The following is a 16,067-nucleotide window of genomic DNA, read 5'->3' as shown; positions in this document are numbered from 1 at the left end:
TCGTGTTGCCCAGAGCGCAACGCGAGGCGGGGTGGGGTGAAGCCGCAAAGGCGGTATCGCTTGCGTCGACGAGACGGCTGCTGCTCATCAAGTTCGCGGATAGTCTGTCACCCCGCCCCGGTTCGCGTTCCGCTTCGCTGCATGCGAGCCCACCCTGCCCTCCAGGGGAGGGTGGGAGGACAGCCGTCTTGACCTTCCCGCCCTAATCCGCTCCCTTTGGCGAAACACAATAGCCCCTCACCGGACAACGCCGGGAAAACGCCAAAGAAACCCCAAGGTTTGCTTCCATGTCTTTCGTCCTCGCCATCGACCAGGGCACCACCTCCTCGCGCGCGATCGTGTTTCGCGGCGACATTTCCATTGCGGCGAAGGCGCAGGCCGAGTTTCCGCAGCATTTCCCTGCCTCGGGTTGGGTCGAGCACGAGCCCGAGGACATCTGGACCTCGACCGTGACGGTCTGCCGCGACGCGATCGCGCAGGCCGGCATCGGCGCAAAGGACATCGCCGCGATCGGCATCACCAACCAGCGCGAGACCACCGTGGTGTGGGACCGCGCCACCGGGCAGGCCGTGCACCGCGCCATCGTCTGGCAGGACCGCCGCACCGCCGACATCTGCGCCAAGCTGAAAGCCGACGGCCGCGAGCCCGTGATCTCGCAGAAGACCGGCCTGATCATCGACCCCTATTTCTCCGGCACCAAGGTCGCCTGGATTCTCGACCACGTCCCCGGCGCACGGGCGCGCGCCGCGCGCGGCGAATTGATGTTCGGCACCGTCGATTGCTATCTGCTTTGGCGTCTCACCGGCGGCAAGGTCCACGCCACCGACGCCACCAACGCCTCGCGCACGCTGCTGTTCAACATCCACACCGGCCAGTGGGACGACGAGCTCTTGGAGATCATCGGCGTGCCGCGCTCGATGCTGCCCGAGGTGAAGGATTCCTCCGCCCGTTTCGGCGAGAGCACGCCGGATTTGTTCGGCGGCGCCATTGCGATCTGCGGCATCGCCGGCGACCAGCAGGCCGCGACCATCGGCCAGGCCTGCTTCCGTCCGGGGATGATGAAATCGACTTACGGCACCGGCTGCTTCGCCCTGCTCAACACCGGCACCACGCCCGTGGCCTCGAAGAACAAGCTGCTCACCACCATCGCCTACCAGCTCGGGGGCAAGCGCACCTATGCGCTCGAAGGCTCGATCTTCGTCGCAGGTTCGGCAGTGCAGTGGCTGCGCGACGGCCTCGGCATCATCAAGCATGCCGCCGAGACCGGACCTCTCGCCGATCAGTCGGACTCCATGCAGAGCGTCTATCTCGTCCCGGCCTTCGTCGGCATGGGCGCGCCGTACTGGAATCCGCGCGTGCGCGGCGCCCTGTTCGGCCTCACCCGCAACACCGGCCCGGCCGAGCTTGCCCACGCCGCCCTGGAAAGCGTCTGCTACCAGACCTTTGATCTCTGGGCCGCAATGCGCGCCGACTGGCCGAGCTCGGAGGTGGCAAGCGTCGTGCTCCGCGTCGATGGCGGCATGACCGCATCCGACTGGACCATGCAGCGCCTCGCTGACCTGCTCGATGCGCCGGTCGATCGCCCCGTGATCCAGGAGACGACGGCACTTGGCGCCGCCTATCTTGCCGGCCTCGAGGCCGGCGTCTATCCCGAGCCGACCAAATTCGCCGATAACTGGCGGCTGGAGCACCGCTTCAAGCCCAACATGAGCCAGGCGACGCGCGAGCGGAAGCTTGCGGGATGGACGAGGGCGGTGAAGGGCGTGCTCGCGAGCGACGAGGGCGAATAACGGGCGCGCACGACGCGCCCAACAACAACAAACGGGAGAAACGACAATGAACACGGATTTCAACCGGGTCGTCCAAAAGCTCTGCGGCGCCGCGATCTGCGCCGCGCTGCTCACCTCGACCTCCCTCGCGCGTGAGAAGCCGGACCCGCTCGGCAGCGCGCGGCAGGTCAAGACCGACGTCGCCGGTCTCGATGCTCCCGCGCAGATTCTGGTCGATGTCTGGGGTATCCCCCACATCTATGCCGGCAATGAGCACGACCTGTTCTTCCTGCAAGGCTTTAACGCCGCGCGCGACCGGCTCTGGCAGATCGATCTTTGGCGCAAGCGAGGGCTTGGTCTGCTGGCCAAGGATTTCGGCCCGGCCTATGCCGAACAGGACAAGGCGCTGCGTCTCTTTCTTTATCGCGGCGATATGAATGCGGAATGGGCGGCTTACGGCCCCAAGGGGAAGACCTATGCGGAGGCATTCGTCGCCGGGGTCAACGCCTACGTCGCCGATGTGCGCGCGGGCAAGCGCCCGCTGCCGATCGAGTTCAGGATCGCCGGCACGATGCCGGATGCGTGGACGGCGGATGACATCGTCCGCATCCGCAGCCACGGCCTGACGCGCAATGTCGCCTCCGAGGTCAAGCGCTCCTTGGTCGCCTGCGCGGCAGGCCTCGATGCCGATCGGTTTCGCGTCAAGCTCGAGCCGGCGTGGACGACGAAAATTCCAGATGGTCTCGATCCCTGCAGCGTGCCGAAGGCGGTGCTGGCGCCCTACGATCTGGCGACGCGCCCGGTCGCCTTTGCCGCGCCGAAAGATCGCCAGGCCGCACTCGCGCACGATCCCGACAAGTACCTCACCGAGGCCGACCTGCAACGCGACACCATCGGCTCCAACAATTGGGTGATCGCGGCGTCACGGACCGCGACTGGGCGTCCGATCCTCGCCAACGATCCGCATCGCGAGCACAGCGTGCCCTCGCTGCGCTACATCGTCGGCCTCAATGCGCCCGGCCTCTCCGTGATCGGCGCGGGCGAGCCCGCGCTGCCCGGCATCTCCATCGGCCACAACGGCACCATCGCCTTCGGTCTCACCATCTTCAACGTCGACCAGGAAGACCTCTACATCTACGAGCTCAATCCGCAGAATCCCAACCAGTACCGCTATGGCGCTGGCTGGGAGGACATGCGCATCGTCCACGAGAAAGAGCAGGTGAAAGGCGAGAGCGATCGCGATCTCGAGCTGAAATTCACCCGGCATGGTCCGGTGATCTACGTCGACGACGCCAACAAGCGGGCCTTCGCCGTCCGCTCGATCTGGTTCGAGCCCGGCACCTCGGCCTATTTCGGCTCCTCCGACTACATGACCGCGAAGGACTGGAACGGATTCCTCGGCGCCATGCGGCGCTGGGGCGCGCCGTCGGAGAATCAGGTCTATGCGGACACCAAGGGCAATATCGGCTGGGTCGCCGCCGGCAAGACGCCGCGGCGCGCCAACTATGATGGCCTGATGCCGGTGCCCGGCGACGGCCGCTACGAATGGCAGGGTTTTCTCTCGCTCGACGAACTGCCCAAGACCTATCAGCCCAAGCAGGGCTTTCTCGCCACCGCCAACCAGATGAACCTGCCGGCGGATTATCCCGTCAGCGAGCGCAAGGTCGGCTTCGAATGGGCGGACAGTGCGCGCTGGCAGCGCATCACCGAGGTCCTGAAGGCCAACAGCAAGGTGACGATGGCCGATGCCATGGATCTGCAGAACGACGACACCACGATGCTGGGCCGGCGGCTGGTCAAGCTGTTGCAGCCGCTCACTTCGGACGATGCCAACGTGAAGAAGGGCCTCGAACTGCTCAAGCCTTGGGACGCCCGTGATGCCGCCGACAATGCCGCTGCTGCGGTGTTCGAGGTCTGGATCTCCAATCATCTTGGACCGGTACTGCTGAAGACCACGGCGCCCAAGGCTGCCGACCTGATCGCGCCGGAGGCGTCCAGCATTTCGGCGCTTGTCGCCTTTCTGGAATCTCCGGACGCGTCGTTTGGCTCCGATCCCGCCACCGCGCGCGACCAGATCCTGCGCGACAGCCTCGGCGCCGCGGTGGCCGATGTCACAGCCAAGCTCGGGGCCGATTCCTCAACCTGGCGCTGGGGCCGCCTGCACGTCGCAAAATTCGACCATGCTCTGATGCCGCTGGCCGACAAGGCGACGGCCGCTCAGCTCTCGGTCGGTCCGCTGGCCTACGGCGGCGCCGCCAACGTGCCGCGCGCGGCCACCTATCGCCGCACCGATTATCAGCTGTTCGCTGGCGCATCGTTCCGCATGGTGCTCGACGTCGGCAATTGGGATGCGAGCCGCACCATCAACACACCGGGCCAGTCGGGCGATCCCTTCAGCGGCCATTATCGCGACCTCGCGCCGCTCTGGGCGACCGGCCAGTATGTGCCGCTGCTCTACAGCCGCGCCGCGGTCGAGGCTGCAACGGCGGAGGCGATCACGCTGACGCCGCGGTGAATGAGGCGTATCCAGAAATCCCGCCGTCGTCCAGGCTTTCGCCAGGACGACCCGGAATGTGTTGCCGGCGTTCAGCTTCTAAGGGACGCATCCCATGATCCTCCCCGACGGCTATTCCGACATTCCCGCCAGCAAGATCGCTGCCGTCGTCACGCATCTCGAGATGACAGCGCGTCCGCCGCTGCGTGACAATCCTCTTGGCGCATGGACCCTGCGCAAGGTCGATACTCCCGCGCTTCATTGGTATCGCGACCTCCATCGCCGCGTCGGCGAGGAGTGGCTGTGGTTTTCGCGGGCGCGCATGAACGACGGCGAGCTCGCCGCAATCATCCATGCACCGGGCGTCGAGGTATATGCGCTTGTCGTGGACGGCCACGATGAGGGCCTGCTGGAGCTGGACTTTCGCGAGGCCGGCCAATGCGAGCTGGTGTATTTCGGTGTCACCGCAAAACTGATCGGCAGCGGTGCCGCCCGCTTTATGATGAACCGCGCGCTTGAGCTCGCATGGTCACGCGACCTGTCCCGCGTCTGGGTGCACACCTGCACGTTCGACCATCCGTCCGCCGTCGCATTCTACCAGCGCTCGGGCTTCCGTCCGTTCCGCCGCCAGATCGAGATCGCCGACGACCCGCGGCTCGATGGCACGGCGCCGCGGTCCGCGGCAAAGCATGTGCCGATCATCGAATAGGTAGCAGCTGCCTCTCCGCCGTCATTGCGAGGAGCCCTTGCGACGAAGCAATCCAGTCTGGTTCCGTGGGAGATACTGGTTGCTTCGCTGCGCTCGCAATGACGGAGTGTGGCGCTGTCGTCGCGTTTCATTGGGGCTACGCGTGGCGGGATCACCGGATCACGCCAACACTCGGTTCCGGAAGATCATAGGGAGCGAGACGCCGTAATCGCTCGGTCAATGGCTGCACGGGCGGAGCATACAGCTCTCCGTAGCTGGAGAGCAGTGGGAGGCTAGGCTCCCAACGATGGATGACGAACACCACGCGATACTGTTTCGCCGCGGGCAGTCTTTGCTTGTAGTCGGTCTCGATCACCGTCTCGCCATCCGCGGTCAGGAACGTTTCGTTCCACGCCATCTCTGCGTGGCCTTCCGGGTTGGACGGATCGATTTGGGTAAAATCATGAGGATTGAACCGCGCGTCCGGATTCGCCACGAGCACCTCGAGAATTACAGCGTCATCCATGTAACCTCGTAGATTGTCTTCCAATTTCCGCCGGTCCTCACCAGTCAGAGGCACTATTTCATCGCCCCTGCCGGCTTTCCGCAGCAGAGCGTTCACCTCTTCGCTGAAATTGGGGGGATCGTGTGAGTCGATCAATTCCCGGATGAAACGGGCATAGGCAGCATTATCAGCGCTGAAGGAGTAGGCGCCTAGGAGAGTGAGTGAGGGAGGCTGGTCAGCAGTCAAATCGCTCTGCTCCGTGCGGCGATGAGTCCGCGATACCCGATCATGCGAAGCTCGCTAGCTGTTGAAATTCACCGCCGTGGTGTTTGCACCGCAAAGCAGCACCGCGACCCGCTCGCCGGGTGAGGGGCGATAGCGACCGGAGAGCAAGGCGGCAAATGCGGCGGCGCCGCCGGGCTCGGCCACCAGGCGCAGGCTCGACCACAAGGCCGACTGCGCCTGCTTGATCGCGTCGTCGGCGACCAGGACGACCCGCTCGACATGGGCCCGCGCAATCGGAAACATCAATTGTCCGACACGTCGCGGGGCGAGACTATCGGCAGCGATGCCGCCCGCCGGCGCATCGATCGGCGCGCCTGCCGCGAAGGCGGCGTGAAGCGTCGGCGATTGCTCGGGCTCGACCGCCACGATGCGCGTCCTGCCGGCGCTCCAGGCTGCCATGCCACCGATCAGGCCGCCGCCGCCGACTGCAACCAGCACCGTGTCAATGCCCGGTGCATCCTGCTCCAGCTCCATTCCGACACTGCCCTGACCGAGCAAGGTCTCGACCTGGTCGTAGGCATGCACCGCCATGGCGCCGGTCTGCGCGACATGGGTTTCGCTTGCGGCGAGCGCGTCGGCATAGCGGCTGCCCGCAATCACGAGTTTCGCGCCATAGCCTCTGATACGCTCGGCTTTGGCCGGCGAGGTGATGTCGGGCACGAAAATCGTGGCCGGGATGCCGAGCCGCTGCGCCGCATACGCCACCGCCGCGCCGTGATTGCCGCCCGATGCGGCGACGACACCGGCTTCCGGCAGCCGGCGCAACAGCAGATTGGCGAAGGCACCCCGCGCCTTGAACGATCCGGAATGCTGCAGCATCTCGAGCTTGAACGTGACGGGAGAAGCCGGCAGGCCAAAATCGGCGAGATCGGCCTCAACGAGCGGCGTGCGCCGTATGTGCGGACGGATGACGGCCTCGGTCGCCGCGATCCGCTCCCGATTGATGTCCATTGTTGCTGTCATGATGCCGTCCTTGATAACGCATCCGGCAGCCGCTGTCGCGGCGCCGTTGCATGCAGCGCAATGCTCCACTTCCATGATTTTGCTTGCGCCACTGCGGCCTTGCCGTGGAAACTGATCGGCCCTGCCTCGTCCAAAAGCCAGAGAAGAGCGCAAAACCATGTTCCTGATCGGCCAATATGATTCCCCCTTCGTCCGCCGCGTCGCGATTGCGCTGCGGCTTTACGGCCTCGCCTTCGAGCACAGGCCGTGGTCGACCTTCGGCGACGCCGACAAGATCGCGCCCTATAATCCGCTGCGCCGCGTGCCGACGCTGGTGCTCGACAACGGCGAGGCGCTGATCGAGAGCACGTTCATCCTCGATTATCTCGACGAGCTCGCCGGGCCGGAGAAGGCGATGCTGCCGCGCTCCGGCGCCGAGCGCCGGCATCACTTGCGCATCTGCGCGCTCGCGTCCGGCCTCGGCGACAAGGCCGTGAGCCTGCTCTACGAACGCGTGCTGCGGAAGGAGCAGCTTACGCTATGGGTCGAGCGCTGCCAGGCGCAGATCGCGGACGTGCTGAAAGCGCTGGAGGCCGAGCGCGCCAAGGTGACCACGCCGTACTGGCTGGGCGAGCGCATCGGCCACGCCGATATTGTGGTCGCCTGCGTCGTCCGCTTCACCCGCGAGGCCCATCCGCAGTTGTTCGAGCCATCGCGCTATCCGGCGCTGTCGGCGCATGCCGACGCGTGCGAGGCGCTGGCGCCGTTCAAGGAGATTGTGCAGCCCCTGGCACCGCCGAAGGGGTGATCGCCGCTATGCGAACCCGACCTTGATCAGGATCGTCAGGAAGAGGCCGCCGACAACCGCGCAGACCGCGGCACCGATCAGCGGCCCCAGCGCGCCTCCCCGGCTTGCAGGCTCCAGCACGGCTTGTCCGGGCTGGTCCGGATCGTAATAGACCTGGACGCTCTTCCCAGGCCGATATTTCGCCGCGGCCTCTTCGGCGACCTCGCGCAGGCCGGAGATCATGGTGCCGTTCCAATCGCCTTCGGTGCCGATGAAGTCGCGCTTGCCGACCCTGTAGGCGTAGCGCAGGTCGATCTGATAGCGGTGGACGAGCTTTGAAGTCGTCGGTCGATTGTCGTGCTCGGTCTTCTCTTCGATGATTTCCTCGATCACGTCGCAATGGGTGACCCTGCCCGACGCGGTCGGCCAGCGCAGGCTGGCGCTCGCCAGCCGGCGCGTCCGGACATAATCGGCGGCGAGGAACACCCCGCCCACGAGCACGATGATCGGCACCGCGAACGCGAACAGCGGGACGCCCTTGTCGGCGTAGAGCACGTGGCCCGCGAACGAATGCGCGGTCAGGGTGGCGGCGATGACGCCGAACACCATTGTGAACGCCACCAGGGCCGCGACGTTCTGCGCGGCGGCAGGCTCCAGCAGCGCCTCTGTCGGTTGCTTCGGATCGACATGGACCTCGACATGGGCGTCGACCGGATAGCGTCCGGTCAGTTTTGCGGCCAGGACCCTCGTCGTGATGACGGTGCCGCCGACAAAGATCTTGTCGCCTTCCAGCTCCTGGCCGCCGGCCTGATATCGATAGCGGATGATGGGCTTGGCGTCGTTCCGATCGTCCGAGGAATGCGCCGTCGGCTGGTCGACCCGGGAGACCGTGATGATGCCCTCCACCTTGTCCCAGCTCCGCGCCGCCACCATCCGGCCCCGCATGCGGATCAGATTGAACAGCGTCAATCCAAACAGCAGCACGGCGATGCCGGCGGCAATCTGTGTCCACATCAATTGTTGGGCGTTCAGCATCCGATTCCCCTGCGCTTCGGTGACGACCGCCATTGGTCGCGGCAAACGCGCTTTGCGTTCGATGCTGTGCGTTGCCCCAGCACATGCCAGGCATTGCTTCACCAATGTCGTCCTGGCGAAAGCCACGACCCATTGCCCCAGCGGGTCATTTGGCGAAGATTGGTCGTTCGGTATTGCCTGCGATGGCCACCAATGGATCACCCGGTATGGATGGCTTTCGCCAGGACGACAGCGAACGTGTGGCACGCGCCGTGATGGCGACTGGCGAGGGAGTATCAAACGGGCACGGTCGGCGATGATGGAATGTTACAGGTGTTTTGCCCGACGCCGCAAGCAATTTCGGTAATATCGAAAAATTATTCGGTGACACCGCAAAAATTATCGAGCTTTTTCAACCCCATGCCTACTGTGCATGGGGTTGATTTCTCGTTTTCTGTTTGGAGGGCGCCTAACCCGCGCCCGCGCGCTTCTTCTGCCAGACCAGGTGCACCGCGCAGGTGCAGCCCGGCGGATGCGACGCAAGCTCCTTCGACGTCTCGTCGTTCGCCGGCGTTGCCGTGAACGCCGCCTTGTCGCTCCCACCCTCTCGCGTCGGGATGTAGTTCAGAATCGGCGCGAGCCAGCGCTCGGTCTCGGCGACGCTCATGCCCTTGCGCGCAGCATAATCCTCGACCTGATCGCGCTCGATCTTGCCGACTCCGAAATAATAGCTCTCTGGATTGGCGAGATAGAGCCCCGACACGGAGGAGCCCGGCCACATCGCATAGCTCTCGGTCAGCTTCACGCCGGCGGTGTTCTCGGCATCGAGCAGCTCGAACAGCGTGGCCTTCTCGGTGTGATCGGGTTGCGCGGGATAGCCGGGGGCGGGACGGATGCCCTGATACTTTTCGAGGATCAACTCGTCGGGGGAGAGCGTCTCGTCCGGCGCATAGGCCCAGAATTCGCGGCGGACGCGGGCATGCATGCGCTCGGCGAACGCTTCGGCCAGGCGGTCGGCCAGCGCCTTGCACAGGATCGAGGAATAGTCGTCATTGGCCATCTTGAAACGGTCAGCGACCACATCCTCGCCGATGCCGGCGGTGACGACGAAGCCCCCGACATAGTCGGGCACGCCGGTTGTGGCGGGCGCGACGAAGTCGGACAGCGCGGCGTTGAAACGGCCCTCGCGCTTCTCGAGCTGCTGGCGCAGCGTGTGCAGCGTCGCGATCGTCCTGGTCCGGCTCTCGTCGGCATAGAGCACGATGTCGTCGCCCTGCGCATTGGCCGGCCAGAAGCCGACGGTGGCGCGCGCGCGGAACCATTTCTCCTTGACGATCAGGTCGAGCATCTTGCGCGCGTCGCCGTAGAGCGAGCGCGCAACTTCGCCGACCTTGGCGTCGTCGAGGATGGCGGGGAAGCGTCCGGCGAGCTCCCAGGTCTGGAAGAACGGGGTCCAGTCGATATAGGGCACCAGCTCGGCGAGATCGTAGTCGTCAAAGCTTCGGGTGCCGAGGAAGGTCGGCTTCACCGGCTTGTTCGCGGTGAAGTCGACCGGCACGCGGTTGGCGCGGGCGGTCGCCAGCTTCAGCCGCTTCTTGTCGGCCTGGGCGCGCATATGGGCGTCCGAGATCTTTGCGTATTCGGCGCGCACCTCCGCGGCATAGGCCTCGCGCCTCTCGGGCGACAGCAGCGCCGACGCAACACCGACGGCGCGGCTGGCGTCGTTGACATGCACCACGGGGCCTGCGCGATAGCTCGGGTCGATCTTCACCGCCGTATGCACGCGGCTCGTGGTGGCGCCGCCGATCAAGAGCGGCAGCTTGAGGCCTTCGCGCTGCAATTCTGCGGCGAAGAACGCCATCTCGTCGAGCGAGGGTGTGATCAGGCCGGACAGCCCGACGATGTCGGCCTTCTCCGCCTTCACCGTATCGACGATCTTGGCCGCGGGCACCATCACGCCGAGGTCGATGACCTCGTAATTGTTGCACTGGAGCACGATGCCAACGATGTTCTTGCCGATGTCGTGGACGTCGCCCTTGACGGTCGCGAGCACGATCTTGCCGGCGGACGAGGAGCCTTCCGTGCCGATGCCGTTGGCGAGATTGCGCGCCTTCTCCTCCTCCATGAACGGCATCAGCCAGGCGACAGCCTGCTTCATCACGCGGGCCGACTTCACCACCTGCGGCAGGAACATCTTGCCGTCGCCGAAGAGATCGCCGACCACGTTCATGCCGGCCATCAGCGGTCCCTCGATCACGTCGAGTGGCCGCGTCGAGGCCTTGCGGGCCTCTTCGGTATCCTGCTCGATGAATTCGGTGATGCCGTGCACCAGCGAATGTGACAGCCGCTTCGCCACCGGCCATTCGCGCCAGGCGAGATCGGCTTCCTTGGTCTGAGTCTTGTTGCCGCGGAATCTTTCCGCAAGCGCCAGCAGACGCTCGGACGCACCGGGGTCGCGGTTGAGGATGACGTCCTCGCACACCTGGCGCAATTCGGGATCGATATCGTCATAGACGATCATCTGCCCGGCATTGACGATGCCCATGTCCATGCCGGCCTTGATGGCGTGATACAGGAACACCGAGTGCATGGCCTCGCGCACCGGCTCGTTGCCGCGGAACGAGAACGACAAATTGGACACACCACCAGAAATGTGCGCGCCCGGCAGATTCTTGCGGATCCAGCGCGTCGCCTCGATGAAGTCGACGCCGTAATTGTTGTGCTCCTCGATGCCGGTTGCGATCGCGAAAATATTGGGATCGAAGATGATGTCTTCCGGCGGGAAGCCGACGCGGTTCACCAGGATGTCGTAGGCGCGCTTGCAGATCTCGGTCTTGCGGGCGAACGTGTCGGCCTGGCCGACCTCGTCGAACGCCATCACCACGACGGCCGCGCCGTGACGGCGGGCGATCTTGGCCTCGTGAATGAATTTGTCCTCGCCTTCCTTCATCGAGATCGAGTTGACGACCGGCTTGCCCTGCACGCATTTCAGGCCGGCCTCGATCACGGAGAATTTCGAGCTGTCGACCATTACGGGGACGCGGGCAATGTCGGGCTCGGCGGCGACAAGGTTGAGGAAGGTCACCATCGCGGCTTCCGAGTCCAGAAGACCCTCGTCCATGTTGACGTCGATGATCTGCGCGCCGTTCTCGACCTGGTCGCGCGCGACCTGCAGCGCGGCGGTGTAGTCGCCGGCGGTGACCAGCTTGCGGAAGCGGGCGGAGCCGGTGACGTTGGTGCGCTCGCCGACGTTCACGAAGGGAATGGCGTCGGTCAGGATGAACGGCTCGAGGCCGGAGAGCCGCAAGCGAGGTTCGATCTCCGGCACGATGCGCGGCTTGTGCGGCGCGACCGCAGCCGCAATCGCCGCGATATGGTCCGGCGTGGTGCCGCAGCAACCGCCGACGATGTTGACGAGGCCATCGCGCGCGAACTCGCCGACCAGGCGGGCCATGTATTCCGGGGTCTCGTCATACTGGCCGAACTCGTTGGGCAGGCCGGCATTGGGATAGGCGCAAACAAGCGTGTCGGCGACGCGGCCGATATCGGCGATATGCGCGCGCAGATCTTCCGCGCCGAGCGCGCAGTTGAAGCCGATGGTGACGGGCTTGGCGTGCTGGACCGAATGCCAGAACGCTTCCGGCAACTGGCCGGACAGCAGGCGGCCGGACTTGTCGGTGATGGTGCCCGACACCATCACGGGCATGTCGATGCCACGTTCTTCCGTGATCTCGGCGATCGCGTACAGCGCCGCCTTGGCGTTCAGCGTGTCGAAGATGGTCTCGACCAGCAGCAGATCGACGCCGCCGTCGAGCATGCCGTTGATCTGCTCGCCATAGGATTTGCGCAGGTCGTCGAACGTGACGGCGCGGTAGCCGGGATTGGACACGTCGGGCGAGATCGAGGCGGTGCGGTTGGTCGGTCCGATGGCGCCGGCGACGAAGCGCGGCTTGCCGTCCTCGGCCTCGACGCGGCGTGCGGCGTTGCCGGCGAGGCGGGCGCCTTCTCGCGCCATCTCGTAGACGATGTCGGCGAGATCGTAATCGGCTTGGGCAATCGAGGTCGTGGAGAAGGTGTTGGTCGCGACGATGTCGGCGCCGGCGCGCAAGTAAGCGGCGTGGATGTCCTCGATCGCCTGCGGTTGGGTCAGGATCAAGAGGTCGTTGTTGCCGCGCAAATCGCGATGGAAGTTCTTGAATCGCTCGCCGCGGAAGGCGGCCTCGTCGAACTGGAGATTCTGGATCATCGTGCCCATGGCGCCGTCGAGCACGAGAATGCGCTCGCGCGCGGCGTTGAGCAGGGCGGTTCGCTTGGGAGAGGTGGATACGGTCATGGTGTTTTAAGCCGCCTTCTGCGCGCTCTTGGCGCGGATGCCGAGCAAATGGCTGATCGCGAACACGAGATCGGCGCGGTTCATGGTGTAGAAATGGAAGGTGTCGACGCCGTGCTTGGCCAGCTTCTGCACCTGGCCGGCCGCGACGGTCGCCGCCACCAGCTTGCGGGTCTCGGCGTCTTCGTCGAGCCCCTCGAATTTCGCGGCGAACCAGTCCGGCACGGAGGTGCCGGCGCGGGTGACGAAATTGCGAGCCTGCTTGAAATTATGCATGGGCATGATGCCCGGCACGATCGGGATGTTGATCCCGCGCGCGCGCACGCGGTCGAGATAGCGGAAATAGAGGTCGTTATCGAAGAACACCTGCGTGATCGCGCGGGTCGCACCTGCATCGACCTTGGCCTGCAGCGTGTCGATGTCATCGTCGAAGTCGCGCGCCTCGGGATGCTTCTCAGGGTACGCCGAGACCGACACCTCGATATCGCCGTGCCGCTTCTTGATGCCGGCGACGAGGTCGGCGGAGCTCTGGTAGCCATCGGGATGGCTAGAATAGGCCGTGCCAATGCCGCCCGGGGGATCGCCGCGCAGGCCGACGATGTGGCGGACGCCGACCTCGTGATAGCGGTCGACGATCTCGTCGATCTCCCCGCGGGAGGCGCCGACGCAGGTCAGATGCGCGGCCGGCAGCAGCGCGGTTTCTTTCAGGATGCGCGAGATGGTCGCGTGGGTCCGCTCACGGGTCGAGCCGCCGGCGCCATAGGTCACCGAGACGAATTTCGGGTCGAGCGGGGCCAGCCGGTTGATGGTGTCCCAGAGATTGCGCTCCATATCTTCGGTCTTGGGCGGAAAGAACTCGAAGGAAATCGCAGGCCGCTTCAGGTACCCGTCTTGCCCGCCGGTGTGGGCAGGCATTGTCGCGTCAGTCATGGGCACCACTCACTCTCCAAGGGCGCGCCGGGTCGTTGGCGGCCGGCGGTCAGGTCTAGATTGCGAAAGGCCAAGATAAGCCAAAGCGGCCGCATCCGACAGCCCATCGGTAATGGGAAGTGGCCCACTTTGGCGGTGTTGGCATAAAATATTCGGTGATCTAGAATCGAAGTGGGAAGCTCGGTTTGGTATAAAAAGATAAATATACCAGCCAAGTAGGGAGAACTTGCGGATTAACTGGCGCAATATATTGAGTGGGCAATATGAAAGTCATGTTGCCAGATTGATCATTGTCCCAACGCCGCGGCGCGGGTCCGGAGCGCGCGGGCCCTGGCCTGCACGTCAGATCTGCGCGCCCTCCCATTGCCGCCGCGCTGCCCTCCACTACGTTAGCGCGCCATGATCCCGCTCTCAGTCCTCGACCTCTCCGTCGTCACCACCGGCACAAAGCCCGCCGCGGCGCTGCGCAACAGCATCGACCTGGCGCGCCATGTCGATGGGCTCGGCTATGTCCGCTATTGGCTCGCCGAGCATCACAACCTCGCCTCCGTCGCGAGCCCGGCGCCCGACGTGATGATCGGGCAGATCGCGGCGGTGACCAAGCACATCCGCGTCGGCTCCGGTGGCGTGATGCTGCCCAATCACGCGCCGCTGGTCGTGGCCGAGCGCTTCAAGATGCTGGAGGCGCTGTTTCCGGGCCGCATCGATCTCGGCCTCGGCCGCGCCCCTGGCACCGACGGCGCCACGGCCTATGCGCTGCGCAGCCGGCTCGACCGTCGCGAAGGCGACGATTTCCTCGAGCGGCTGCACGAATTGATCCTGTGGCAGACCCGGGAATTCCCCTCGGGCCATCCCTATCACAACGTCGTTGCGATGCCCGACGATACGCCGTTGCCGCCGATCTGGCTGCTCGGCTCCAGCGATTATTCGTCGGAGCTCGCCGCGCAAATCGGCATGGGGTTCGCATTCGCCCATCATTTTGCGTCCCACGATGCGATCGATGCGATGGTGCATTATCGCAATCGTTTTCAGCCCTCGGCCTGGAGTGCGAGCCCGCGCGCGATCCTCGCGGTCGCCGTCATTGCGGCCGACACGGATGACGAAGCCGAAAAGCTCGCCGCGTCTTTCGACCTCAACCGCCTGCGCCGGGACCGCGGCCAGTATCTTCCGTTGCCGAGCGTCGAAGAGGCGCTGGCCTATCCCTATACCGACTCGGAGCGCGCCTCGATGCGGCGCAACCGTTCCCGTCTGTTCGTCGGCAGCCGGGCAACCGTGCAGAAGACGCTGCAGCCGTTGATCGATGCGAGCAAGCCGGACGAGTTGATGGTGATTACCGCCGTGTACGATCACGAGGCACGAAAGAAATCATATTCGCTGCTGGCGGAGGCGTTCGGGCTTAAGGCGGTCGGATAAGGCTCTGGTGCTCCGGCTCGCGCTTCGCGCGTCCGGGACACGAATCTATTCCATCGTCGCGCGGAACGGGTGCCCCGGATACACGCCAACGATGCGGAATTCGCGTGAGAAGAATTTCAGCTCCTCGATCGCGAAAGCGAGGCCCTTGTCCGCGGGGTGGCCGTCGACGTCGGCATAAAACTGCGTGGCGAAGAAATTGCCGTCGACCATATAGCTCTCGAGCTTGGTCATGTTGACGCCGTTGGTGGCAAAGCCACCGAGCGCCTTGTAGAGCGCGGCGGGCAAATTGCGCACCCGGAACACAAAAGTCGTGACCAACGGACCGGAGCCCTGTGCGGCCCATTTCGGTTCGCGCGCGAGCACCACGAAGCGCGTGGTGTTGTGGGCCTCGTCCTCGATGTCCTCCGCGAGGATGTCGAGGCCGTAGATCTGCGCGGCGAGGCGCGAGGCGATCGCGGCGACGGACTTGTCGTTACGCTCGGAAATGTCGCGGGCGCTGCCGGCGGTGTCGGCGTGCACGATTGGCTTGATGCCAAGCTTGCGAATGATGCGCCGGCATTGGCCGAGCGCGTGCACGTGGCTCTCGACGCTCTTGATGTCCTCGAGCCTGGTCCCCTTCACCGCCATCAGCTGATGCCGGACCGGCAGAAACCATTCGCCGATGATGAAGAGGCCGGAGGCCGGCAGCAAATGATGGATGTCGGCGACGCGGCCTGCGACCGAATTCTCGATCGGAATCATGCCGAGATCGGCTTCGCCCGACGAGATCGCCGACAAGGCGTCCTCGAAGGTGGCGCAGGGCATCGGCTCGGCGTCGGGATAGGCCTCGACGATGGCGATGTGCGAATTGGCCCCAGGCTCGCCCTGGAATGCGATTTTCAGCTTGCTCATGCTCGGCCTTGTAACAGCG

At 64.8% G+C, this 16,067-nt stretch carries 11 protein-coding genes; 5 read left to right on the top strand and 6 right to left on the bottom strand.

Translation table 11 applies throughout. The features are described from left to right. Positions 1 to 287 precede the first annotated feature (287 nt). The 3 genes from glpK to IVB07_RS34155 all read left to right on the top strand — a co-directional run bounded on the left by glpK (position 288) and on the right by IVB07_RS34155 (position 4,972). Positions 288 to 1,790, top strand: coding sequence for a glycerol kinase GlpK (gene glpK, locus IVB07_RS34165; RefSeq protein WP_018454709.1), 1,503 nt, complete (start codon positions 288 to 290; stop codon positions 1,788 to 1,790). A 46-nt stretch (positions 1,791 to 1,836) separates the two neighbouring features. After that, the gene (locus IVB07_RS34160) at positions 1,837 to 4,284 is read left to right on the top strand and encodes a penicillin acylase family protein (RefSeq protein WP_247364129.1); all 2,448 of its coding nucleotides are present in this window, start codon (positions 1,837 to 1,839) and stop codon (positions 4,282 to 4,284) included. Between the two features lie 94 nt (positions 4,285 to 4,378). Then, positions 4,379 to 4,972, top strand: coding sequence for a GNAT family N-acetyltransferase (locus IVB07_RS34155; RefSeq protein ID WP_018454707.1), 594 nt, complete (start codon positions 4,379 to 4,381; stop codon positions 4,970 to 4,972). 151 nt (positions 4,973 to 5,123) lie between these two features. On the opposite strand, the gene IVB07_RS34150 is transcribed toward IVB07_RS34155, so the two are convergent. Together IVB07_RS34150 and IVB07_RS34145 are read right to left on the bottom strand one after the other, a co-directional pair. Next, positions 5,124 to 5,702, bottom strand: coding sequence for a hypothetical protein (locus IVB07_RS34150; RefSeq protein WP_018454706.1), 579 nt, complete (start codon positions 5,700 to 5,702; stop codon positions 5,124 to 5,126). Positions 5,703 to 5,756: 54 nt separating this feature from the next. Beyond that, complete coding sequence (locus IVB07_RS34145; protein ID WP_204513269.1) at positions 5,757 to 6,704, bottom strand: threonine/serine dehydratase; 948 nt, start codon at positions 6,702 to 6,704, stop codon at positions 5,757 to 5,759. A 157-nt stretch (positions 6,705 to 6,861) separates the two neighbouring features. Here IVB07_RS34145 and IVB07_RS34140 point away from each other — a divergent pair, with 157 nt between their 5' ends. Further along, the gene (locus IVB07_RS34140; protein ID WP_018454705.1) at positions 6,862 to 7,491 is read left to right on the top strand and encodes a glutathione S-transferase family protein; all 630 of its coding nucleotides are present in this window, start codon (positions 6,862 to 6,864) and stop codon (positions 7,489 to 7,491) included. A 6-nt stretch (positions 7,492 to 7,497) separates the two neighbouring features. Here IVB07_RS34140 and IVB07_RS34135 read toward each other — a convergent pair whose 3' ends face one another. The 3 genes from IVB07_RS34135 to metF all read right to left on the bottom strand — a co-directional run bounded on the left by IVB07_RS34135 (position 7,498) and on the right by metF (position 13,744). Beyond that, positions 7,498 to 8,505 (bottom strand): DUF3592 domain-containing protein, encoded by a 1,008-nt coding sequence (locus IVB07_RS34135; RefSeq protein WP_247767402.1) that lies wholly within the window; start codon positions 8,503 to 8,505, stop codon positions 7,498 to 7,500. A gap of 448 nt (positions 8,506 to 8,953) precedes the next feature. Then, complete coding sequence (gene metH, locus IVB07_RS34130) at positions 8,954 to 12,817, bottom strand: methionine synthase (protein WP_204513270.1); 3,864 nt, start codon at positions 12,815 to 12,817, stop codon at positions 8,954 to 8,956. Positions 12,818 to 12,823: 6 nt separating this feature from the next. Further along, on the bottom strand, positions 12,824 to 13,744 hold the full coding sequence (gene metF / locus IVB07_RS34125) for a methylenetetrahydrofolate reductase [NAD(P)H] (RefSeq protein WP_204513271.1): 921 nt from the start codon (positions 13,742 to 13,744) through the stop codon (positions 12,824 to 12,826). A 399-nt stretch (positions 13,745 to 14,143) separates the two neighbouring features. On the opposite strand from metF, the gene IVB07_RS34120 reads away from it, so the two are divergent. Next, positions 14,144 to 15,157, top strand: coding sequence for an LLM class flavin-dependent oxidoreductase (locus tag IVB07_RS34120; RefSeq protein WP_018454701.1), 1,014 nt, complete (start codon positions 14,144 to 14,146; stop codon positions 15,155 to 15,157). 45 nt (positions 15,158 to 15,202) lie between these two features. On the opposite strand, the gene IVB07_RS34115 is transcribed toward IVB07_RS34120, so the two are convergent. Continuing rightward, positions 15,203 to 16,048: a prephenate dehydratase gene (locus IVB07_RS34115; protein WP_018454700.1), complete on the bottom strand. Its 846-nt coding sequence runs from the start codon at positions 16,046 to 16,048 to the stop codon at positions 15,203 to 15,205. Between the last annotated feature and the right edge of the window lie 19 nt (positions 16,049 to 16,067).

Source organism: Bradyrhizobium sp. 172 (assembly GCF_023101065.1).
Taxonomy (GTDB): domain Bacteria; phylum Pseudomonadota; class Alphaproteobacteria; order Rhizobiales; family Xanthobacteraceae; genus Bradyrhizobium; species Bradyrhizobium canariense_D.
Note: the sequence above shows the minus strand (reverse complement) of the source record. Positions and strands in the feature narration are given on the sequence as shown.

Excerpts from the sequence above, each read along its gene's own strand:
- glpK (WP_018454709.1), top strand. The coding sequence starts at position 288 with ATGTCTTTCGTCCTCGCCATCGACCAGGGCACCACCTCCTCGCGCGCG.
- IVB07_RS34160 (WP_247364129.1), top strand. The coding sequence starts at position 1,837 with ATGAACACGGATTTCAACCGGGTCGTCCAAAAGCTCTGCGGCGCCGCG.
- IVB07_RS34155 (WP_018454707.1), top strand. The coding sequence starts at position 4,379 with ATGATCCTCCCCGACGGCTATTCCGACATTCCCGCCAGCAAGATCGCT.
- IVB07_RS34145 (WP_204513269.1), bottom strand. The coding sequence starts at position 6,704 with ATGACAGCAACAATGGACATCAATCGGGAGCGGATCGCGGCGACCGAG.
- IVB07_RS34140 (WP_018454705.1), top strand. The coding sequence starts at position 6,862 with ATGTTCCTGATCGGCCAATATGATTCCCCCTTCGTCCGCCGCGTCGCG.
- IVB07_RS34135 (WP_247767402.1), bottom strand. The coding sequence starts at position 8,505 with ATGCTGAACGCCCAACAATTGATGTGGACACAGATTGCCGCCGGCATC.
- metH (WP_204513270.1), bottom strand. The coding sequence starts at position 12,817 with ATGACCGTATCCACCTCTCCCAAGCGAACCGCCCTGCTCAACGCCGCG.
- metF (WP_204513271.1), bottom strand. The coding sequence starts at position 13,744 with ATGACTGACGCGACAATGCCTGCCCACACCGGCGGGCAAGACGGGTAC.
- IVB07_RS34120 (WP_018454701.1), top strand. The coding sequence starts at position 14,144 with ATGATCCCGCTCTCAGTCCTCGACCTCTCCGTCGTCACCACCGGCACA.
- IVB07_RS34115 (WP_018454700.1), bottom strand. The coding sequence starts at position 16,048 with ATGAGCAAGCTGAAAATCGCATTCCAGGGCGAGCCTGGGGCCAATTCG.